Annotated in this window: 15 protein-coding genes; 2 read left to right on the forward strand and 13 right to left on the reverse strand. The window is 41.2% G+C overall.

All coding sequences use genetic code 11. The features are described 5' to 3' along the window. Positions 1 to 20: 20 nt before the first annotated feature. From MWU84_RS06470 to MWU84_RS06515, 10 genes are all read right to left on the reverse strand, one after another. A complete protein-coding gene (locus MWU84_RS06470; protein WP_246899661.1) occupies positions 21 to 1,472 on the reverse strand; it encodes a DUF1501 domain-containing protein in 1,452 nt (483 codons plus the stop codon). After that, the gene (locus MWU84_RS06475; RefSeq protein ID WP_246899663.1) at positions 1,472 to 4,447 is read right to left on the reverse strand and encodes a PSD1 and planctomycete cytochrome C domain-containing protein; all 2,976 of its coding nucleotides are present in this window, start codon (positions 4,445 to 4,447) and stop codon (positions 1,472 to 1,474) included. Before MWU84_RS06475 ends, MWU84_RS06470 begins: the two co-directional genes overlap by 1 nt. Before the next feature lie 329 nt (positions 4,448 to 4,776). Next, positions 4,777 to 5,421 (reverse strand): HAD family hydrolase, encoded by a 645-nt coding sequence (locus MWU84_RS06480; RefSeq protein ID WP_246899665.1) that lies wholly within the window; start codon positions 5,419 to 5,421, stop codon positions 4,777 to 4,779. Positions 5,422 to 5,449: 28 nt separating this feature from the next. After that, a complete protein-coding gene (locus tag MWU84_RS06485; protein WP_246899668.1) occupies positions 5,450 to 6,457 on the reverse strand; it encodes a Gfo/Idh/MocA family oxidoreductase in 1,008 nt (335 codons plus the stop codon). Positions 6,458 to 6,476: 19 nt separating this feature from the next. Further along, positions 6,477 to 7,319 carry a glycerophosphodiester phosphodiesterase family protein gene (locus tag MWU84_RS06490; RefSeq protein WP_246899672.1) on the reverse strand — a complete coding sequence of 281 codons (843 nt, stop codon included), beginning with the start codon at positions 7,317 to 7,319 and terminating at the stop codon, positions 6,477 to 6,479. Positions 7,320 to 7,380: 61 nt separating this feature from the next. Further along, entirely contained in the window at positions 7,381 to 8,664 is a 1,284-nt protein-coding gene (locus MWU84_RS06495) for a DegT/DnrJ/EryC1/StrS family aminotransferase (RefSeq protein WP_246899675.1), read from the reverse strand. Between the two features lie 48 nt (positions 8,665 to 8,712). Further along, entirely contained in the window at positions 8,713 to 11,286 is a 2,574-nt protein-coding gene (locus tag MWU84_RS06500) for a glycoside hydrolase family 2 TIM barrel-domain containing protein (protein ID WP_246899678.1), read from the reverse strand. Between the two features lie 13 nt (positions 11,287 to 11,299). Next, entirely contained in the window at positions 11,300 to 11,530 is a 231-nt protein-coding gene (locus MWU84_RS06505) for a hypothetical protein (RefSeq protein WP_246899680.1), read from the reverse strand. A 21-nt stretch (positions 11,531 to 11,551) separates the two neighbouring features. Beyond that, the gene (locus MWU84_RS06510) at positions 11,552 to 11,767 is read right to left on the reverse strand and encodes a hypothetical protein (protein ID WP_246899684.1); all 216 of its coding nucleotides are present in this window, start codon (positions 11,765 to 11,767) and stop codon (positions 11,552 to 11,554) included. A gap of 1 nt (position 11,768) precedes the next feature. Next, complete coding sequence (locus MWU84_RS06515; RefSeq protein ID WP_246899686.1) at positions 11,769 to 13,277, reverse strand: sodium:solute symporter family protein; 1,509 nt, start codon at positions 13,275 to 13,277, stop codon at positions 11,769 to 11,771. Positions 13,278 to 13,741: 464 nt separating this feature from the next. Here MWU84_RS06515 and MWU84_RS06520 point away from each other — a divergent pair, with 464 nt between their 5' ends. Together MWU84_RS06520 and MWU84_RS06525 are read left to right on the forward strand one after the other, a co-directional pair. After that, the gene (locus MWU84_RS06520; RefSeq protein ID WP_246899689.1) at positions 13,742 to 17,101 is read left to right on the forward strand and encodes a SusC/RagA family TonB-linked outer membrane protein; all 3,360 of its coding nucleotides are present in this window, start codon (positions 13,742 to 13,744) and stop codon (positions 17,099 to 17,101) included. Between the two features lie 21 nt (positions 17,102 to 17,122). Then, positions 17,123 to 18,826: a SusD/RagB family nutrient-binding outer membrane lipoprotein gene (locus MWU84_RS06525; protein WP_246899691.1), complete on the forward strand. Its 1,704-nt coding sequence runs from the start codon at positions 17,123 to 17,125 to the stop codon at positions 18,824 to 18,826. Between the two features lie 211 nt (positions 18,827 to 19,037). Here the strand turns inward: MWU84_RS06525 and MWU84_RS06530 are convergent, their stop codons facing one another. The 3 genes from MWU84_RS06530 to MWU84_RS06540 form a co-directional block, all read right to left on the reverse strand. Beyond that, positions 19,038 to 19,244, reverse strand: coding sequence for a DUF2892 domain-containing protein (locus tag MWU84_RS06530; protein WP_246899694.1), 207 nt, complete (start codon positions 19,242 to 19,244; stop codon positions 19,038 to 19,040). Between the two features lie 21 nt (positions 19,245 to 19,265). After that, a complete protein-coding gene (locus MWU84_RS06535; protein ID WP_246899698.1) occupies positions 19,266 to 19,571 on the reverse strand; it encodes a hypothetical protein in 306 nt (101 codons plus the stop codon). Between the two features lie 214 nt (positions 19,572 to 19,785). Continuing rightward, positions 19,786 to 22,977, reverse strand: coding sequence for an efflux RND transporter permease subunit (locus MWU84_RS06540; RefSeq protein WP_246899701.1), 3,192 nt, complete (start codon positions 22,975 to 22,977; stop codon positions 19,786 to 19,788). Positions 22,978 to 23,147 lie beyond the last annotated feature (170 nt).

A 23,147-nucleotide genomic window follows, 5' to 3' on the forward strand; every position in this document is an offset into this window, starting at 1 on the left:
TATTAAAATTAAAGTTTGGTTTAGGCTAAAATATCCTTTACAAGGTTCCCGTGAACATCCGTCAATCTCATGTCACGGCCCCCAAATCGGAAGGTCAATTGTTTGTGGTCCAATCCCAGCAAGTGCATAATGGTGGCATGTAGGTCATGTACGGTTACCTCATTTTCTATTACCCGGTAACCATATTCATCGGTTTTGCCAAAGATAGTACCTCCTTTAACACCCGCTCCTGCCATCCACATACTAAACGCGGACGGATTGTGGTCCCTACCATCCGATCCCTGTGCGAAGGGGGTTCTTCCGAATTCTCCGGTCCAAACCACCAATGTTTCCTCCAAAAGTCCACGGGACTTTAAATCCTTGAGCAATCCGGCAATAGGTTGGTCAACGGCATGTGCATTTTTTTCATGGCCTTTTTTTAAATTACTGTGCTGGTCCCACCTGTCAACACCTGGACCAACGTTGGGACAAGTAAGTTCTACAAACCTAACGCCCCTCTCTATCAACCTTCTTGCCAAGATGCATTGAGAAGCATACCCCCTCAAATTGGGATCATCGGAATCCATGCCATACAGTTTTTTGGTGGCCTCAGTTTCCTCCTTAAACTCGGTAAGTTCTGGAATGGAGGATTGCATTTTATAGGCAAGTTCATAATTGGAAATGGCAGATTCCACGGCATCGGCCTCTCCAATTTTCCCAATTAAACTACTATCCAATTGTTTAATAAACTGAAGTTTTTCCTCCTGAAGATTTTTAATGCCTTCCCTTGGATTAATATTGGCTACAGGTTCTGGACCAGATTTAAATACAGAAGCCTGATAGGATGCCGGCAAAAACCCATTCTTAAAATTGTCCAATCCTCCTGGGGGAACCAGCCCTCCGTCCAGAACAACATAGCCAGGTATATTTTTATTCTCGCTCCCCAGTCCATAGTTCATCCAGGCACCCATACTTGGGCGTCCCTGTAAACCACTACCTGTATGTAAAAAATAATTGGCATTGGTATGTTCCGGAAAATTGGAAACCATGGATCTTATTAGAGCAATGTCGTCTACGCAGGTAGCAATATGTGGAAACAAATCACTCACCGGCATTCCACATTCCCCGTATTGCTTAAAATCCCAGGGACTTTTTAATATCTTGCCCACATTGTCGAACTGTGTGGCATCTACCTTAAATTTCTTTCTTGGGTCCTCCCCGTTCTCCCTGGTGAGACGCGGTTTGGGATCAAAGGAGTCCACTTGCGATACACCCCCATCCATATAGAGAAAGATTACGTTTTTTGCTTTGGGCAAATAATGTGGTCCCAAATAAAGGTTGGAAGCAGTTTCTAGATGACTTGCCCTTTTGCAACCAAATGGCAGGGTCCCAAAAAGGCCCATAAAAGCCAGTGACCCGAAACCTCCGGCCGATAAGCCCAACATTTCCCGGCGGGAAATAACCCTTGGTTTAGTATTGTGATGATGGCCCATTATATAAGGTATATGAATTCTTTTAAATTAAAAATACTATGACAATACTCTTTCCATACTGCCAATTCTTGGTTATCCGAAGCATCTGCCTTCCCCTCCATGGTCCTTAGCATATCAAAAAAATTGGATGCCTTCTCAAGTTCTTCCGAAGTTGCCAAACGTGAAAAAGCCTGCATATAAATCCACTGTACTTTTTCCTCAAAACCAATCATTCTTTTTTCCATCAATTTTTCGGCCATAAGTTCGGCCTGTTGTGCAACCAATGGATCGTTCATTAATATCAAGGATTGCGAAGGCACATTGGTAACGTTCCTACTGCCAAATGTGCTAAAGGGAATTGGACGATCAAAGGTGGTCATCATGGGTTCCAAAAAATTTCTTCTGACCTCCAAATAAATACTTCTTCGCCCTTCCCCGTCAATGGGTCCCGATTTCCCAGGCCGCCCACGACCTTGCATAAATTCTGTAAGATAAGTGGCTACTGGTGGCCCGTACATAGTGGAATCCAAACTTTCTGTAACGACCAGTATTCCATCGCGAATGGCCTCAGCCTCCAACCTTCTTACAGGAAATGAAGCCAAATAAATATTATTGGGATCCTTATTGGCCAGCAAATCATTCCTTAAAGTACTTCTTTTAAAAGTCTCTGAAGTAACTATTGCCCTTATCATGCTTTTTATGGACCAGCCATCATTCTGAAATTTAACAGCTAGGTAATCCAAGAGTTCAGGGTGGGATGGCAATTTTCCCTGAAGGCCAAAATTGTCAACAGTTTCCACAATTCCTCTCCCAAACAAATGGTGCCAAATCCGGTTTACCATCACACGGGATGTTAAAGGATTATCCTTGTTCAACATCACCTCAGCCAATTCCATACGACCGCTACCTTCAGATTTAAATACGGAATCGCCCAATGACAATACCGATAAAAATCTCCTAGGAATATACTCCTTAGAGGGCTCCTTATAGTTGCCTCTATTAAAAATAGGACTGTCAATTCCGTAGCCATCGTATATCCCATTAAAAAAGGAATCGGTTTTTAATCTATTGACCAATTGTTGGCTGCTATCCACCACCGGTTTCAATTCAGGGAAATTTAAAGGCAATTTTCCCTTTTTAAGATCTTCGTTAAGCATTTTAACTTTGTACGGAGGGATATCCAAGGTGGCCCAATTATCATTGACCTGTTCCAAGCTAATCCCATTTTCCATATCGGCCGGCCATTCGCCATCATAGGCAATGGCATATTGTGCCTCTATAAATGCATCCTCAGGTAGATTATATATGTGGCGCTCATAACCCCCTGGTATAATTTCAATATATGCCTTTCTGCCTTTCCAAGCCGCTACGTTAAAAACAAAATTATTCCAGTTCCCGGTATTCACCTTTTGATCCATTCCCCCATAAATGGGATTTTGGATCAATTGAAAATTGTCTATAATTATCCGAATACTACTGTTTTGACCAAGGGCCCTAACCCCAATAAAATCTTTATCCAAGACCATATTTGGAGACCGTAAGGCTCCAAAAATTCCCATTCCCATTGCCTTGCTGGAAGCCTTCCCCTCCTGCAATCCAAGCAATTTACCGGTAGCCGGATCTACTATGGGGTCGCCCAGGGTAGATCGCTGTCCAAAAGCAAAACCATCACTCGTCCATTCATCAAAATCGCTGCCTCTAAAATCACCTATAAGGGTATAATTTTCATTGGTCCTGGCTACTACCGTATTCTGCGCAAGTTCTGCATTTTCAGCACTATTTTTCGCTGTTGACCATTTACTGGCCACCAACTTTCGCATATAGGTTTTAAGATCGACCAATTCCTTGGCCGCCAATTTTTTGTCCTTACTAACATCGGCTGGAACAGGCGAAAACCTAGTACTTTCCATTACCCCATATAGTGCATAATAATCTGCCGCAGTAATGGGATCGAACTTATGATCGTGACATTTTGCACAGGAAACCGTCAATCCCTGAAAGGTCTTGGTAGTAACGTCTATCATATTATCAATACGATCTGCCTCGTCTTGGCGCACATCTACAGGGCTATGGGTGCCTTCACCCATCACATAGAAAGTGGTACCGAGCCTAGATTCGGAAACTCCGGTTTCCTTATTTTCCCTAGTATTCTCCAATAAGTCCCCGGCGATATGCTCTTTCAAAATTTGATCGTAGGGTACATCCTCGTTAAATGCCCTGATCAAATAGTCACGGTATTTCCAGGCACCCGTTATGGTATAATCAAATTCGTGGCCTTTTGTTTCCGCGTAGCGCACCAAATCCATCCAATGTCTTGCCCATCTTTCCCCAAAAGCAGGTGAATTCAAATAAACATCTACCATTTTATTATAGGCCACCTTAGTGGTATCAGCAATAAATTTCTCGACCTCCTTTGGATTTGGAGGTAAGCCGGTAAGTAAATAGGATACTCTACGGATAAGGGAATTTTTATTGGCAATTGGAACTTTTTCCAACCCTTTCACTTCCATTTGCTTGCCTATTAAAAAATCGATGGCATTGGGGTCTTCTAGGTCCATTTTGGTTTCCGGGCTAATAAAGGACCAATGTTCTTTCCATTGCGCCCCTTGGTCAATCCACTTGTTCAAAAGGGCTTTTTCCCTCTCGGTAAGTTTTAGATTGGTCTCAGGTGGTGGCATTATCTGGCCAGGATCTTCATTATAAATACGCTGCACCAGATTACTTTTGGAAGTCTTCCCTGGCACAATGGCATGACCGCCTTCTTTGAGCGCCGCCGTGGCACCTTCGTAAGTATCCAGGCGCAATTCCGCTTTTCTACTACTTGGGTCGGGACCGTGGCACAAATAACAATTCTGTACCAATATGGGTTTTACGTGAAAATTAAAATCGACCACTTTAGGTAAAGGTTCAGAGAACTGTTGTGATCTATCACAAGAAATTCCGAGAACACCTAGGCTACAAAATAAGATCAGGACATTAATTCTACGCAAATACATTGTCAAAATTTTATACTCATTGTCAAATATAAGCTTTCAAAATATTAATACCAACCATTAAAATTGCACGGATAGGTATAAATTGTGCCTTGAAAGTACAAAAAATAAGGGTTGGACGGAGCCACAACTTACCAATACCTCAACGAGGCTTTGCAGAATAAGCGTGAGCCTGCTAAATTATTGTAAGCGCATCGGCAACCCCGAAAAGGGACTCTGTCGAAGTGACTACTATTGAGATTACCCCTTATCTGCTAATTGACAAAAGCTGTTGAAGCCAATTAAGTATTACTTGACCAGCCAACACCTTAAAAATGGATGAAGTTCCGCTGTTAAAATAGAAGTTCTAGATCCACTATTTTATTAATAGAATGCTCCGCCTTGGGAACATCTCCAAAGCCATATTTGGCAAAAACAAAAGGGATTTGGTTCCCAATCGCCGCCGTATAATCTCCAATGGTATCCCCAATATAGATGGGTTTGGCGAGTTTGTTTCTTTCAATGACCATTTTTACATTTTCAGTCTTTGACAAGCCCGTATTGCCCGAACATTCAAAATCTTTGAAATAAGCACTTAAACCGTGAAATTCATAAAAGGCTTCTATATAGCCGGCCTGACAATTACTGACTATAAACAGATCATACTTTTTACCCAAGGTTTTCAAAGTTGCTTCCAATCCTTGGTACAATACCCCTCCGGACTCCTTAATGTCGTTCACCTCCTGTACATAGCAACTATTCATAACTTCAAATTGTTGCTCTTCGCTTAGATATGGAAATAGTTTCTTGCCTACCAAATCGTGCTGCATTCCCAAAATACCCTGTATATCTTCCTCGGAAATGGGGCTTTTAATACAATCGAATCCATTCAAAGCTGTATGCCAGGCCTTAATACTCATGGGCATGGGGTCCCACAGAGTTCCATCCAGGTCAAAAATGATGTTTTCAATATTACCCCTTAAATCACTCAGAGCCATTTTTCAAAAGTTTTAAATAGTTCAGGTCCTAAATTAAGTCGACTACCTCACCTGTTTCGGCCGATTTATATGCCGCATCTACAATGTCCAGCACCATTTGTCCTTCCGCGAGTCCCGGAACCGGTTGTTGCCTGGTTTTGATACAATCTACAAAATGCTCCATTTGACGGGTATAGATTATTTGGTCGCAGTGATCTTCCCTTTTTGGAAGCTCTGGGACTGTGGTTACCGAACCTTCACCTTCTTTCATTTTTAAAAATGTAGGAAACAGATTAGCATAACCCTTTGTGCCAAACAGGCTGGTACTGGCTTCTGGTCCGTCCATATGGGGGTGCCACCATCCACTTTCTACAAGGCTTTCCGTACCATTATCCCAAGTGATGACCAAGATTGCAGTATCGTCCACATCATAGTCCCCAAATTCCGTAGAAATCCTAGCATATACTTTGGTTGGTTTTGGATCTCCCAAGATATACCTAACAGCATCAATGGCATGTACCCCCATATCTGCCAATGCTCCGCCCCCTGCCAATTCCTTTTTGGTAAACCAGCCAGAGGGGCCCCAATTTTCGTGAATTCCGTAGCCTTTGGTCTTAAACACTCTTCCGATAGTTCCTGAATCTACGGTATCCTTTATATAACGGGTATCGGTATCAAAACGCCACATATGCCCCACCATCACCAATTGGTTATGTTTTTTGGCCACCTCTGCAATTTGCCTACCCTCATCACCACTCATTCCCATGGGTTTTTCAAGAAAAACATCCTTTCCATTTTGCAAAAACGCTATGGCATAAGGGGCGTGAAACTGATTGGGTGTGCTAATAATTACAGCATCCAGATCATCTCTTTTTACAAGCGAAGATATATCGTTCAACGCCTCTTTTATGTTGTACTTAAGGGCGAACTTCTGGGCATTTTCTAGGTTTTTGGACACCACGGCCACAATTTCCACCCCATCTAGCGTTTGAAGTCCACGGGCGTGATAATCCGATATAAATCCTGCACCTATCAGGGCTATTTTTATTTTTTCCATTTTTTATCGATTACATATATTACTGTGGCTTGACAGAAGAGCTTGAAGTGTGTTTTTCAAAAGCTTGGAGCATTGTTGATAACTTATCGGTCAGAATAAAATCGACCCCCGCATCCAACAATTCCTTTACACGACTTTCAGCTTCGGAATGAAAATAATTGATACCAATCCCATTTCCCTTAAGCTTTTTTACATCCGACAACATATTTTCATCGTCCCTACTGCTTTTTATTTGCAGAAATGCGAAGTCCTTTTCTATAGTTTCATTTATATATTCAGCGCGAGTGGATAAACGTTCCATATTGCACATCATAATGTTTGGGTTTACCTGCCTTACCCCTTCTGCAGCCTCATTTTCACAAGCAATTACAGCCTGATGGATCCTGTCAGCAGAAATCACGGCTTCTGCTGTTGCAGCACCCAAACGTTCATCCCCTTTTAAATGGATATTAAGCCAAATATTTCTGGGCATTATGTCCAGCGCCTCCTTTAAGGTAGGGACCCTTTCTTTTTTAAATTCTTTTGATTTCCATTTGCCAGCATCGAGTTTTTTTATTTTTTTCAGCCTAAGCTCTTTCACCAGTCCCCGCCCATTGGTGGTCCTATTAACCTTGTCATCGTGCATAATAACCAATTGATTGTCCTTGGTCATTTGAACATCAAGCTCGATCATCTGTGCCCCCAGCTTAATGGCTTCCTCAAATGCCGCCAAAGTGTTTTCCGGGTGGGTTTCATTGGCTCCCCTATGGGCACAGATTCCTTTTTTAGGCATATTGTAAGATCCTGTATTTGTCAATGAATTTTGTGCAAAAGCATGGACTGGGCATACAAATAACAAAACAAGGACTAGGATTATTTTCATCTATTTAAATATATCACTTTTTAAATGTTGGGCATACCAAGCTAGGCAGTGGATTAATCGCTTAGTCCATCAATTCCTCCGTATGGGCATATATCTTCTTTATGGCTTCGGCTACTAAGTCCATATCCGCTTTTGTTCCCATCAATACCTTGTGGTGTACACAAACCGATTCCTCCTCAAAAATACGTTCACAGACCGGTAATGAAAATCTTTTTGGATCTATGCCCTTCCAATAGGCATCACTTAATCTATGTCTGGCGGGTTTAGTGTGTGGCACATACAATGAGCAATTATTTAAAGGCTCATAACATGCATCCACTATTATTCCCAATTCAGCCTCCAAAGCACTTCTAAATTTTTCGATGGGGAGGCCCTTAAATTCCTTTTTATTATATCTGAAGGCAAAATTGAAATATGCCTTTTTGGATTCCCGATCATCTCTCCTTAAAGGTGTTACCCCTGCTATTTCTTTTAACAGCGTATTTAAGTATGCCCCATTGGCATCTCTGTTTGCATTCTGTTCTGGCAATCTTTTTAAGCCTTCTACCAGAATAGCGGCTTGAAATTCGGTAATCCGATAGTTCCCTGACTGAATAAAATTCCCGTCATCACCATAATCCCCTATCCCTTTGTCCGCACCAATCAACGAATCTCCTTCCGGTCTGCGACCAACATTTCTCAGGGCATCCATTTTTTCTGCCAAATCAGTGTCATCAGTAGTAACAGATCCACCTTCACCAGCAGTTAGGTGCTTTGACAATTGAAAGCTAAAACTACCTACATTACCAATACTTCCGGCTTTTTTACCGTTCCATTCACCTCCGTGCTTGTGGGCACAATCCTCAATTACATAAAGATTATGTTTCTTGGCAATGTCCATAACGGCATCCATATCGGCAAAGGCCCCATATAAATGAACCGGAATAATAGCCTTTGTTCTTGGAGTTATGGCTTTTTCTATTTCTTTTGGATCAATACACCAGGTATCCTCACAAATATCTACCAAGATGGGAGTAGCATTTACGTCGATTACGGTGGCCGCAGTAGCTTGCCAGGTTAGGCCTGGGACAATAACCTCATCGCCAACGCCTATACCCATTGCTTCTAGCGCAATTTGCATGGTTACAGTTCCGTTTACTACGCTTATGGCATGTTTCACACCTGTATATTCCGCAAATAGTTTATTAAACTCCATTTCCTTTGGCCCATTATAGGACCAAACCCCGCTATTAAGTACCTCGATCAATGCAACTTCCTCTTCTTTTCCCCAAACCGGCCATTGAGGCCAAGGACTTTTAGTGACGTCGCGACAAGGTGTGCCGCCATTTATTGCCAAGATTTTCATATTTCCAATTGATTTTATCCCTTTATTTCCAATATTTCTTTCCCTAAGCTATTTCAAATTCCACCCCTCTACCTTCAACGCTGCCGCTGAAGTCCCTTCAAAATTTGCACAAACCATGCGTTCTTCCCCTGGGAGCAGGTTTATAAAATTATCTTCCCAGAATATGGGCAGTATAAGTTCTCCGGTATTTTCATCCACAACCTTAAGGTTGATCAAAAATGCGATATGGTCACTATTGTTCTTAAGTTCTACTTTAATATTCTGTTGTTCTCCATCCTGTTCAAAATAATGCGACTGCTCCAACTGGGATTTAGGCAGCTCATTCAACTGCTTAAAATCTGCATATACCTTACTGGGGGTATGAAAAGCAAAGGGTCCCAAATCGGCCTCATAGTCCAACACTTCTTCTTTTGCGGAGAGCCAATAAAAATTATTGTTGATCTCCACGCCTCTCTTATCAAGTAGGCGAAGATCTACAAAATAGGTTGTTGTAAGCCTTGGCATTTCTCCCAATGCGAAAATAGATTTTGATGAATCCGGCGCCATATCAAAGGCAACCTTCTCCTCCAAAAGAATTTCCGACCCTAAGGAATAAACACGGATATGGGCCGTCAAATTTTCTACTGGAGTTATATGGTCATTAACAGCATAAATATGTTTATCCCCGTAATTATATATTAGGCTTAATGGCATACATGCCTTTTGTGTAGCATATAAGGCCGCGGTAGGGTTTAGATAATAATCGTACAATTGCCAATACATCTTGGGCCATGCCGCGTTCAACATCCACTGGATAATACCTGTTGACCTCTTTTTATAAACCTGAAAAGCCTCGAACATAGGCCGCATAAGCTCATAATTCATGGCCTGGGCCTTTTTATCGAACTCCTCCAAAGAACTGGGAGCTCCATATTTTTCATCCATGGCCTTGGTAAACCTACTTAGATCGGCAAACTCATACCTTCCGCAATGAAAATTCCAGGCTTCCCCCATTGGCCACAATTGTTCTTGAGGAATCATTTTTTTAAGACTTTCCAATTGGGGAATCTGAGCTCCGGGCCCAGTTTCCGTATTAAACCCATAGGCGCCACCAAATTTGGTGTCCGTAAACCAATAAACCGGGGCCGTATAGGCATAAGGACCCAACATTTTTACCCCGGAGGACCCACTTATCTCGCTTATAACATCCTCACTACCAATAACATGTTGATCACTGCCCACACCACCTGTAGAATTTAAATAGGGCCTTGTAGGATCATATTTGGCAAAAGTGTCAATATATTTTTGTTCCAATTCCGTAATCGGGACCTTGTCACTGGCAACGGTCCAAACAAAGATGCTGGGGTGATTGCGCAGCCATATGACCTGATCCTCCCAGGCCTGGGCAACATGGGCTATATGCTCGGGCTTATATACTCCACCAAAACGCTCGTTGACGGGCACCCCCATATGGATCTCATGTTCCCAATGACAGCTCCAACCTACCATTAATAATATACCATGTTCATCGCAGAGGTCGTAGAGTTTGTGGTCTTTCCCCCAAAAACCTTCCAAACGAATACAGTTCAGATTCATTTGTTTTACGTACTTCACCTGCGCCTCAATGCTTTCGTCCGTATCCATCAAAAGCAAATCATCTGTCCATCCGGCCCCTTTTATCAATACCTTTTGTCCATTGACCTTATAACCGCGGTGAATTTCATCTAACCAATAATCCTCTATTTGTCGAATTCCAAATCTCAGTTGCGTCCCATCCAAAACCTCTTCATTGGCCACAAATTTTAATTCCAGATCATAGAGATCGGGATTCCCCAAATTAATGGGCCACCACAATTTTGGCTCCTTAAAATTAAGACCCACAAAATCCTTACTATTAAAGGTGATCAGTTCATCACTATTTGCAGTAAGATTTATATTTTTCTTGAATACAATGTCTCCTATAGTTCCTACTAGATCTCCTGAAATTGCAGAATCCGAATAATTGATCAATTCCGCAGAAACGGTTACCTCCGCCTCTTTCAAGGTTTCAAGATTTACCTTGGTCTGTACAAAAGGATTTTCAATATGTACCCCGCCATGAAGATTTAAACTTACAGGTCTAAAAACACCCATATCCCCATCTGGAGGGGCAGGGTTCCAGTCTACGAAACCTATACTAAAATCGCCAGGTTGGGGAGGAATAACCTCAACGGCCAGGATATTGGATCCACTTTTAATAGATGCACTTACATCAAAAGAAGTAATGCGAAATGCCCCATCTATGGCAGTGGCATCGGCTATAAGCTGACCATTTAACCAAACATTGGCCTTATAGTTTATACCGTCAAATTTTAAACTGGCAAAATTATTAGCTTGTTCTGCAGTAAGTTTAAAGTTCGTGACATACCACCATGGCACTTTAAACAATTCTGTCTGGATGGACTTTAGATTCTCCCCAAAATAGGGGTTTTCGTATACCTTGTTGGCCACCAAAGTGCTCAAAACGGTTGAAGGCACTACGGTCGGAAACCAATTGTCGACAATTGCGGGCATGGTCGAGATTTCATTCCCCTTTTCCGAAACTTTATTTGAACTCTGGATTCTCCAATTATCCGATAACTTTATTTGGAAGGATTTATGCATTCTATATATTTTATTATTCCTTCTTAGCTTTCAATTTCTTAATGTTACTTTTTGCCCTCCACATCATTCCTCCACCAATAGATATTAGTATTATTCCGGCAACCATATCGGTCATATGTTCTATAAAGGTTTCCGTATAGATCATTGCAAAAAGTACTATAACCCCAAAAGCCATTATAAAAAACCCAAGAGCATTATTGATTTGAGCAGCCTTTAAACGTGCGTTTATTTCATTTGTCTCCATACTTTTTTTTGATTAAGGGGGTTAAAAATGATTATAGATCGATGCCAAAATAACAAGAACGGCTATAGACCATATTTTTAAATTGTTCCACCAATGCCGATCTTCCTTGGCTATACCCTCGTAAACATATTCAGTGGGAAGCAAAAGCACTAAAAAACCTATTAATGCATATAAACCAAGAAATATCATTTTTGCAGTTTCTTGAGAAACTCCGGAAAGCCAGTCAAAATTGAACATATTACAGTTTTTTATTTTTTACCAAAATTTTAGAACTAAACACCAAGCCTTGCAATTGCTCCTCTGTGTGTTTCTTGGTCAGCAAACTAACCGTTACATTTACTATAAAACCTAGTAGGAAAGACCACCAGGAAATATAAAGAAAGGGGTCTTCTATAGTGAAGAATTGCTCTTTAAATACATTTAAGTATATCGCAAACCCAATTCCGATTACCAATGCGGAAAGTCCGCCCCATTCCGTAGTTCGTTTCCAGAATATCCCCAATAGAAGAATGGCGAATATCGGTCCTTGGAAATAGGACATAAAGGTTTGTATGGCCACATAAATCCCGGGGAAATCACTGCTAATAGGGGAGGTAGCTACTCCTATAAGTAACAGTACCAAGGTCGTGATCTGCCCAACCCTTAAATAATGTTTGTCATCCGCCCCTTTTTTAATAAAAGGTTCATAGATATCTTTTGTAAACAAAGTGGCCGTTGAATTCAACAAGGAATCCACGCTGGACATAAGTCCAGCAAAAAATGCTGCGAACATAAGTCCGACCAATCCCGGAGGCAGAATGGATTTGATCATCATTGGCAGTGCCTGATCACCGTCTAGCAATCCAGGGTGTACCACGACGGCCATAAGGCCTGGAAACAAAACCAGAATTGGAATAAACATTTTAAGGGCAGAACCGAATATCATACTGGCCTTTGCGTGCCATTCGTTTTTAGCGGTAAGGCAGCGCTGTACAATAGATTGGTTACCTATCATATAAGCATTGGCCATAACAAAGGTTAAACCAAATAAAATTCCGGTCCAAGGAAAGGGAGATTTCGTATCCTGTGGTTGTATAATATCGAAATGGTTTCGATACTCGGGACCCATTGTAGCAATTTTATCTACCATATTATCCCAACCTCCCACTTCATAGAGACTCAGAAAAACTAAGGCAAAGCCTCCAATGAACATTATAACGAATTGGACCACATCGGTCATAATTACAGCGGTAATACCCCCAAAATAGGTATAGAGTCCAACTACTCCCGCAGTGGCAACAATGGATATCCATATGGGCCACCCCATAAGGACATTTAACAATACTGCACTGGCCCAAAAAAGAACTCCCAAATCCAAGGCAAAAAACAGGATCCAGGTAACAGAAGCAATAGTCCTTACCTTTTGGTTATACCTTCTTCCAAGGTATTCAGGTATGGTATACATACCCCCACGCCAGAAATAAGGAATAAAAATAAAGGCCGCCAACAACATGGCCGGAACAGAACCTACCCAATCAAAGTTGCCGACAGAAATACCATATCTATAGGCCTGACCGGAAACACCAACAAAATCCAATGCCCCTATGTCCGATACGACGATAGACATACCGATAGCCCAAAAGGGCAGGCTTTTGCCTCCAAGAAAATAATCCTCCGAGCTATTGACAAATTTTTTGAAATACAGCCCCAGTAATAACATTCCTATTATATAAGCTATTACTATAAAATAATCTATCCCTGCTAACATTGGTTTGGCATTTTGGTTAATTACCTACAAATTAAATTCAAATAGCGATCATTGAATAAGTAAATCTTATTTCATTTACATGGTATATTGACATAAGACCTAGTTTTTTAACTTATTTCAGGGCAATTAAGTTAAAATTATAGCAGTTTTCAAAAGTGATAAAATACTACTCCACGAAGTAAGTCATGATCTACATATAGTAATGTATGGAATTAAGGATACCAATTAAAACCAAAAAAACGGTCCCAAATCTTCAAGTGTTAAGATTGTGTCACTTACGTTTAAGAAATATTCTTACCAAAAATCAAACATATCTTAACCTAAAATTTTCAATATCATAATATTGCCACCTTTAAGGGTAAAATTCCATAGGTATCTAATAAAATACTATGCTTTTCGTAGATAATTTTACAATAGTTTTGTTAACGAAATGCTAATTACTCAACCAATTAATTTAAATGAATATGAAAAAAAGCAGCTTAAAATTTTTGACTTTCCTTCTGTTCAGCATGGTTTCTGGAATCATGTTGGCACAACAAGGAGTAACGGGAGTCGTCAGCAGTGATGATGGCGAATTACTCCCTGGAGTGTCCGTGGTAGTTAAGGGCACTGCCACCGGTGTTACCTCCGATTTTGATGGAATCTACAGCATAACCGTTCCCAACAGTAGTGCTGTCTTGGTATTTTCCTATTTGGGCATGGAAACAAAAGAAGTAATTGTAGGGAACCAAACTACCCTAAACGTTACCATGGCAACCTCATCTGAACAATTGGATGAGGTAGTAGTAACCGCTCTTGGTATTTCAAGGGAAAAGAAATCCTTGGGGTATTCTGTTAGTGAGGTAAGCGGTGATGACATAACCACTGTAACACAGGAAAATGCATTGAATGCATTGAACGGTAGAGTTTCGGGGGTTCAGATTAATTCTACTGGTGGTACGGGTTCCACGGTAAGTGTGATTCTTCGTGGGGCCTCTTCATTAACAACGGACAACCAACCACTGTACGTAATTGATGGAGTTCCACTTACCAGTAGCTTAACCAATGTAGGAACCGTAGGAAGTGGTGTTGCCGTGGATTACGGTGGCGGTATTGCCGATGTGAATCCGGACGATATTGAAAGTGTCTCTGTACTTAAAGGCCCTAGTGCAGCTGCATTATATGGTTCCAGAGGGGGTAACGGTGTTATTTTGATTACCACTAAATCTGGTAAAAAGAGTAAGGGTTTAGGCATTACCTTTAGTTCTAGCAATGTATATGAAACGCCATATAAGTTCTTGGAAAAAAGTAATCGTTTTGCTAACGGTAGTAGGCCAGATCCTACCACTTCCCAAATCGACGAAACCTCTTCCGGTTGGGTAGGACCCGAACTAGATAAGGGTTTAAGTGCAATTCAATGGCCATACACCGCTGAAGAAATAGCAAGTGGTGTAGCCAATGCCACACCTTTGACTTCCAGAGGAAAGAACAATGCCAAAAATTTCTTTGAATCTGCCATAACCTCAACCAATACGATTGCTATAGAGAATAATACCGATCGTATGAATTATCGTTTGTCCTATACGAATATGATGCATGAAGGTTTTATTCCGAATTCGGATTTAGAGCGAAATAGCTTAGCTATCAATAGTACCTTTGATGTAAATGACAAACTAAAAATAACCTCAAGTTTAAAATATGTTATTTCAGGTGCGGATAACCGGCCATCAACCACTGATAGAAATGCAAATCCACTACAGGCTTTGTATGACATTAACCCGCATATCGATATTCGTGATCTAGAAGATTATTGGTTGGTAGAAGGTCAGCTTCAGAATGCACCTTATAACTTTGGTGATGACCCATCTGATTTTGAATACAACAATCCCTATTTTATGGCCAATGAAATAAACAATGGCTTTGAAAGAAAGAGGTTGTATGGTAATTTTCAAGCAGACTACGCGTTTTCCGATAAATTTTCCCTAATGCTACGTTACGCCTATAATGATAGTCGCGAAGTAAGGGAAACCAAGATCTCCAGTGGTTTTAGCAGGGAAACAAACGGCGCCTATGGATTGGTAAATCTGGATGGGGTAGAAAGCAATGCTGATTTTTTACTTACGTATAAGGATAAGTTAAATGACGACTTCGATTTTAGTTTATCAGGGGGTGGTAACATTAGGAATGTAAGTAATGGATTTGTGTCTACCCAAACCAAAAATGGGGGCTCTGGTTTAGTTATACCAAACTTATTCCTCTTGTCCAATATAGCGGCCGACAATATTGACTACAATGAAACCCAATCAAAAGAACGCGTTAATAGCTTGTACGCCCTAGGTAATATTGGCTATAAGAATATGTTATTTGTAGATGCAACAGTTAGAAATGACTGGTCCAGTACCTTACCAGAAAGCGATAATGACTTCCTATATCCATCAGTATCCACAAGTATCTTACTGAACAATATGTTCGATATGGGCAGCAATGTATCTTTGTTCAAATTAAGAGTAGGTTGGGCACAGTCCGGTAATGATACCAGCGCGCACAATTTATTTTCTATCCTAAGCAATACTGGGGATTGGGGCTCTGCGTCACAGCTGGCAGTATCTTCGGCCTTAAAGAATGATAATATTGAAGCCGAGCTTAATACTTCTACCGAATTTGGTTTTGACTTGTCGCTTTTCCGGAATCGATTGAATATGGATTTTACCTATTACGAATCGAACAATGAAAATCAAATATTCCAAAAATCGCTTCCAGTATCTTCAGGTGCCAGCACCAAACTTTTTAATGCAGGTAACTTGAACAGTAAAGGTTTTGAAGCCAGCTTAGGCGGAAAGTTAATTCAGGGTAATGATTTAAATTGGAATATGAACCTAACCTTTACTACCAATAAAACCATTATCACCGAATTGGCCCCAGGAACGGATTATGTTCGGTTTTGGAGTCAGGCAAAAGGAGGCGCATATACCTGGGTAGGGGAAGAAGTAGGTCAGATTGTTGACCGTGCTTTCGTTAGAGTGGAAGACCCTAATTCTCCGTATTTCGGATGGCCTTTATTAGACGATGAGGGTTGGGAGAATAGTGACAGTACTTTGTCCGATGAAGATGGAAATAGGGTTGCCCCCGTTATTGGTAATTACAACCCAGATTTTAACATAGGGCTACAAACATCGCTACAGTACAAGAATTGGAATCTATCCATGAACTTTGACTGGAGAAAAGGCGGACAGTTTGTTTCCCAGACCATGAGGTATTATGAGTCCGATCTACAGACGACCAGATGGCTGAATAAGGTTTATAACTTAAGTGACGTTGGCGATATCCCAACCTATATTAGAGACAATGCCGATGTATTTTTATCTCCAGATGGCGACTTTTACCCACTTGTTGGTGGACCAACTGCTGAAGATGGTGGCTTTCCCGTTGATGGTTTAAATGACGGTGTTTTTTTACCAGGGGTTATTGGTACTTATGATGACCAAGGCAACTTTATTTTAGAACAAGAAAATATTGGTGGACCAGGGACACAATACCATACCTATGGTGACAACTACGCTTGGGATTTTACCAGGGCTTCAACCTTTGATGCGGATTTTGTAAAACTAAGACAAATTTCAATTGGCTATACCTTTGATAACAAAATAGCCCAGAAAATTGGAATGCGTAATTTATCACTATCGTTGTTTAGTCGTAATATTATCTTATGGACCAAAGCGGGAATCAATATTGATCCAGAATCTGCCTTCCAAAATTCGCAGGGCAACCTATCACAGGGGGTTGAGAGATATAACATTCAGCCATGGGCAATTCCAGTTGGTCTTAAACTAAACGCAAGTTTCTAAAAATATTAAAAAACTAAGGATATGAAATTAATACAAAACATAGCTATCAGATTTCTATTGGTTCCATTATTGCTTGTAGTTTCCTGCGATAACGACCTAGCTGAAATCAATGAAAACCCAAATGGGATAGAGCCCAGTATGGCTGATCCAAATTTATTGATGAGTACTGTGATGACAGGCCTTGCAACAAGTACAACCAGCAGAGGATATGCCAATGATACCGGTAATGCCGCACAGTATACCCAGCGAGACTCTTGGTCCAGCAATAGATATGATTGGGAAACTGGTTCTATTTGGTCTGCCAATTACGGTTTGTTAAGAACCAATAAAGTAGCCTATGACAGGGCGGTAGAACTTGGATTGCCTTTTCACGAAGGGGTTACCTTGATATTGAAATCAATGCTGTTCGGAAATTTAACCGATTACTACGGTGACATCCCTTATTCTGACGCTTTAAAAGGTACTGAAGCAGAAGGAGAACTACCCGTTTACGATTCACAAGAAGCTGTATATAAGGGTATTATTGCCGATTTGGAAACAGCTTCAAGTCTCCTAGGCGCTGATTCGTATGAAGGCGTAGTGGAAGATCAAGACTTATATTATGGAGGTGATGCTTCAAAGTGGCAGAAATTAGCCAACTCATTAGCCCTTCGTTATTATATGCGATTATCCGAAAAACTTCCTTCGTTTGCCGAAACCGGGGTAACCAGTACGCTTTCCAAGCCCTTGATCAGTGATATTGATGATGAACTTGTACTGGATTACATAGGTGGCACCTCTGATCAATCATGGCCTAATAGTGGACAGTTTGGTTCGGCTTCGGATTTCCATAGGGTAAAACCATGTACCACTATGACCGATAAACTAAAAGAGTTGGAAGATCCTAGAATTGACATCTGGTTTGCTCCTGTGGAAGTACCTACAAAAGTAGTTCCTCCTGCTGAAGTCCCCGGTGGAGGAGCTGTTGCCGAAGTAGATGGCATACGTTATATTACAGATGAGGTCCTTATAGATGGTGATATCTTAGGCAACCTATATGCCATATACTCACCAGATACCTATGCCGCAGAGTTGGAGGCAGGTAAAAAATTAATTGATACCAGCAGTATTTATGTTGGTTTGCCCGCAGCAGTAAGTAGTATAGACCCTTATGAGTACAACTACAATGCAGATGGTTCAAGAGGGGGTACAAACGCATATGTATCCTTAATGAATGAAGTATTCAACCAAAAAGATGACGGGGGAAACCTTCTCAAAGCTAGACTGTTCTCTTATGCCGAATTGTCTTTCTTAAAAGCAGAAGCTGCAGTAAGAGGCTGGGGATCGGATGCCGAAGGAAATTATTTGGAAGGAATTAGAGCCTCTTTGGAAGTATGGGGTGTTGGTGATACCTACAGTGATTATATTACCAATACCGGAGTTGCTTTCGACGGAACCTTGGCGCAAATCATGGAGCAAAAATGGATAGCCAATATGTTCAATGGTGATGAAGCCTATTTGGATTGGAGAAGAACTGGTCTACCTGATTTAAGTGCAGGACCCTTTGCCAGAGAAGATGTGATGCCTCTAAGGTTCATTTATCCTGATGATGAAATTAACATCAATACCACCAATTACAACGCGGCGGCGGCTTCATTGGAAGGAACTCCATATAGTACAACAGATCCCAATGATAGCCCATATGCCCGGCCTTGGATCGTACAGGGAGTTAGCACCCCTTGGTAAAAATTTTGAGTTTTATTTATTGAGTTTTGAGTTAGTTTAAGAATGCCCCGGGAAATCGGGGCATTTTTTATTCTTTCTCATCTGGGACAAAAAAAGGTAACAAATATAATCTAGGAATCAATAGTTTATTCCCGAGCCACCATCATAATTCCCTTAAAGTATGCTGGTCATCTTTTACTCTAGACCACCTTAATCCACAGAATTTGTTCCCTTAATCGGTACGTCGGTCCGCTTCTTTTTTAACCCCCAATTTGAATAAGATCTTCTCCATTAAGCACCATTGGGTAAATGCAGATTGAAAAAGGTTGACCCCTACAAAGACGGTAAACCACAACCAGTTTATATTTACGTAAATGGCCAATACCACGCTAATAACTATAAAAGCCCCGGCAATTGCCCTGATAAATCTGTTCATCATAATATTATTTTTTAAAGGTTATTAAATATACTTTTCTATGGGAACCACGGCAGCCCTTACGGGATTGTTGGTTTCCAAATTATTGTTGAATTCAGAGATAAGTTGAAAAAGGATTTCAATATTCTCTTCTGTGGTAAAGGAAAAAAACATGGCAGATTCTACACCCCCTTTTTCACTGGGGAACCAATTTGAAGCCATGAGCACTTGGGCTGGATTTTTATATCCATCAATATCGGAGCCACTAAAGCTTTCAATATTTGCTTTTTTAAAGAGTTTTAGAGTTTCCTTGGCGAACTCTTCCACAACGGTTACTATGAGTAGTTTCATTATTATTTATTTTTAGTTTCAATTCTATTGCCAAAATGATTTCTTGAGGCTTTACCTTCTTTGGGTTATACCGGGCTCTCTTCGACTACGCTTAGAGACCGGTCCTTAAAATTTCGCAAAATACCCATATCCAATATGGAATAAATCAATTTCCCAGAGCGCTCCCTTCGTCCCCGCTTAGGGACCTGCATACAAATCTCATATAAACTCCCAGTTACTTATAGTTCTTCCTTTCTATCATATAATACACCAAGGGCACCACTAACAATGTTAGCACCGTGGATACAATGGTACCGCCCATCAAAGAAATGGCCAGCCCTTGGAAAATGGGATCGAACAGGATTACAAACGCCCCAATAACCACGGTTCCCGCTGTTAAAAGAATAGGGGTAGTCCTTACGGCACCAGCTTCAATTACGGCCAGTTTTAAAGGAGTGCCTTCCGCCAATCGCAGATTAATAAAATCGATCAACAAGACTGAATTCCGCACCATAATTCCAGCTAGGGCAATCATTCCAATAAAGGAAGTTGCTGTAAAAAAAGCATCCAACATCCAATGCCCCAATACAATCCCGATCAAAGAAAGTGGTATGGCCACCATCATTACTACCGGGGCCTTAAAATTTTGGAACCAGCCTACAATCAATATATAGATGATGAAAATTACCCCTAAGAATGCCAATCCCAGATCCCGGAATACCTCCAAGGTAATCTGCCATTCCCCATCCCATTTTACGGTATAATTATCCTCAAAATCGGGTTGCTTTATGTACAGTTCATCAATAGAATATCCCTTAGGCAAATTCATCGCCTTTAACTTATCGGTCATCCCTAAGATAGCATACACGGGACTTTCCAAATCCCCGGCCATATCGGCCAGTACATAGACCACCCGCTTTTGGTTTTTTCTATAAATACTCTTGGCCCTTGTGGTCTGCTCTATAGCTACCAAATCTGCAATAGGGACCATATTTCCCTGCTGTGATTTCACCTTCAATTGGGCAATATCCTGAATAGTTGATTTTTCCTTTTCATCCAAGGCCAATATCAAACCTATTTGAACGGAGGCATTTTCATCGTATAGATTGGTCACCGCCCTTTCCGACAGGGCCATATTCATGGTATGGGCAATTTGTTGTGGTGCCACACCATAAAGCATTGCCTTTTCCTTGTCAATGATAAACTGATATTCCACTTGGTCTGCTTCTACCATCCAATCCACATCCACCACATCCGGGGTATTTTTCAAAATCTGCAGTACCTGATCTGCAATATCCATTTGTATATCATAATCAGGGCCATATATTTCCCCAACAATAGTGGATAGTACCGGAGGTCCGGGGGGTACCTCAACAATCTTAACGTTGGCGTTGTACTTATTCCCTATACGTTGTATCTCTGGACGCATTAGACTGGCTATCTCGTGACTTTGGGCAGATCGCTCTCCCTTATCCAATAAATTTACCTGTATATCGGCCATATTGCTCCCCCCCCTCATATCGTAATGACGGACAAGACCATTGAAAGTTATTGGCGCGGAAGTGCCCACATAACTTTGATAGTTTACCACTTCCGGACGAGTATTTAGGTATTGGGCAATTTCCCTGGCCACTACTCCGGTACGTTCCAAAGTAGTACCCTCTGGCATGTCTATGACCACTTGAAATTCATTCTTATTATCGAAAGGCAACATTTTAACAGCCACCGATTTGGTAAAGAACATTCCAATGGAACCCAACAACAACAAAAATGTAATCCCTAAAAACAACCAGCGTTTCTTTTTGTTTTCGATCAAAGGCTTTTCAAACTTGTTGTACATTCTAAAGATAAAAGTTTCCTCTAAAGGTTTTTCTGCCTTTTCCTCTCCTTTTTTATCCTTCTCCCTAAGAAATATATACCCCAGATATGGTGTAATGGTCAAGGCTACAAAAAGGGACAATAACATGGCAATGGAAGCTCCAATAGGCATTGGGGACATATAAGGCCCCATAAGACCTGAAACAAAAGCCATTGGCAATACGGAAGCAATTACCGTAAAGGTGGCCAATATAGTAGGGTTGCCCACTTCATTAATGGCATACAATGCAGCCTGCTTAAACGGCAAACGTTTCATTTTAAAATGCCGGTGCATGTTTTCTGCTATAATAATGGAGTCGTCCACCACAATACCTGTCACAAAAACCAGTGCAAATAAGGTAATACGGTTTAAGGTGTAGTCCAACAAATAATAACTCAATAGGGTCAAGGCAAAGGTGATGGGTACGGATAGGAACACCACCAATCCACCACGCCATCCCATGGCCAACATTACTACAAAGGTCACCGCTATTATGGCACCTATAAGGTGCATCAACAGTTCGGATACCTTGTGGGATGCCGTTTCCCCGTAATTCCGGGTCACCTCCACATGCACATCATCCGGGATAAGATTTTTCTTTAAATGATCTACTTTCTCCAAAATAATATCCGAAATATTCATGGCGTCCGCACCCTTGCGCTTGGCTATGGAAATGGTTACTGCAGGATATTCGGACTTATAGGTTTCCCTTTGTTCACTTCCCTGCCCAAAACCTAGGGATACGTATTCCTTAGGGATTTCGGGTCCATCCTGTATACTGGCAATTTGCTTTAAATATATGGGACGGTTCTGTTGCACCCCTACCACCAAATTCTCCACATCGGTCGCAGTTTCCAGGAATTTACCCGTGGTCACCATAAATTCGGTATCATTTTTATCAAATGTACCTCCGCTTATTTGCTGGTTACTGGCTCTGATCATTTCGGCAACAGAAAGAAAATCCAATCCGCTTGCGGCCAATTTATCCTTGTCCATTACCACCCGCAATTGACGGTTACGCCCACCAATCTTTTGGGTGGCGGACACATCGTTTACTTTTTCAATTTCATCTGTAAGCTCCTGGGCAATTTGCTTTAGTTGGTAGTCGTCATAATTCTCGCTCCACAAGGTAAGTCCCAACATGGGTACATCATCTATAGCCCTGGTTTTTATTAAAGGGTAGGTAACCCCTTGTGGCATTTCGTCCATATGCTTATTGATCTCGTTCTGGAGTTTTACAAACGAACGTTCAATATCCTCACCCACATAAAACTGCACTATAACCATTCCCTGCTCCTCCATGGAAGTAGAGTAGACGTATTCTACACCTTTAATATTGGAAATTAATTTTTCAAGAGGTTTGGTTACCCTACTCTCTACTTCGGTGGGACTAGCCCCTGGATAGCCCACAAAGATATCGGCCATTGGCACATCTATCTGTGGCTCTTCCTCCCTAGGTATCAAGAAAGAACTGTATACCCCAATGACCATGAATACGATCATTAGAAGGACCGTTAACTTAGATCCTATAAATGCTTTGGCAATTTTGCCTGCTAATCCTTCTTTCATCTTTATCTTTTATTTTTGTTTTGGGCGTTACCTTCGCTTATTCTTGAATGACCCAATTCCCGTTTTCTTATACCTACAAGGTCTTGGAGACCTTGCAGGATTGGAGCCTAGCAGGAAATCATTCAGAAATGCTCAGGTCGGGCTTTCCGCTTTTACTCCAACTCCTTTTT

It is taken from the genome of Arenibacter sp. F20364, assembly GCF_023015905.1.
Classification (GTDB): Bacteria; Bacteroidota; Bacteroidia; order Flavobacteriales; family Flavobacteriaceae; genus Arenibacter.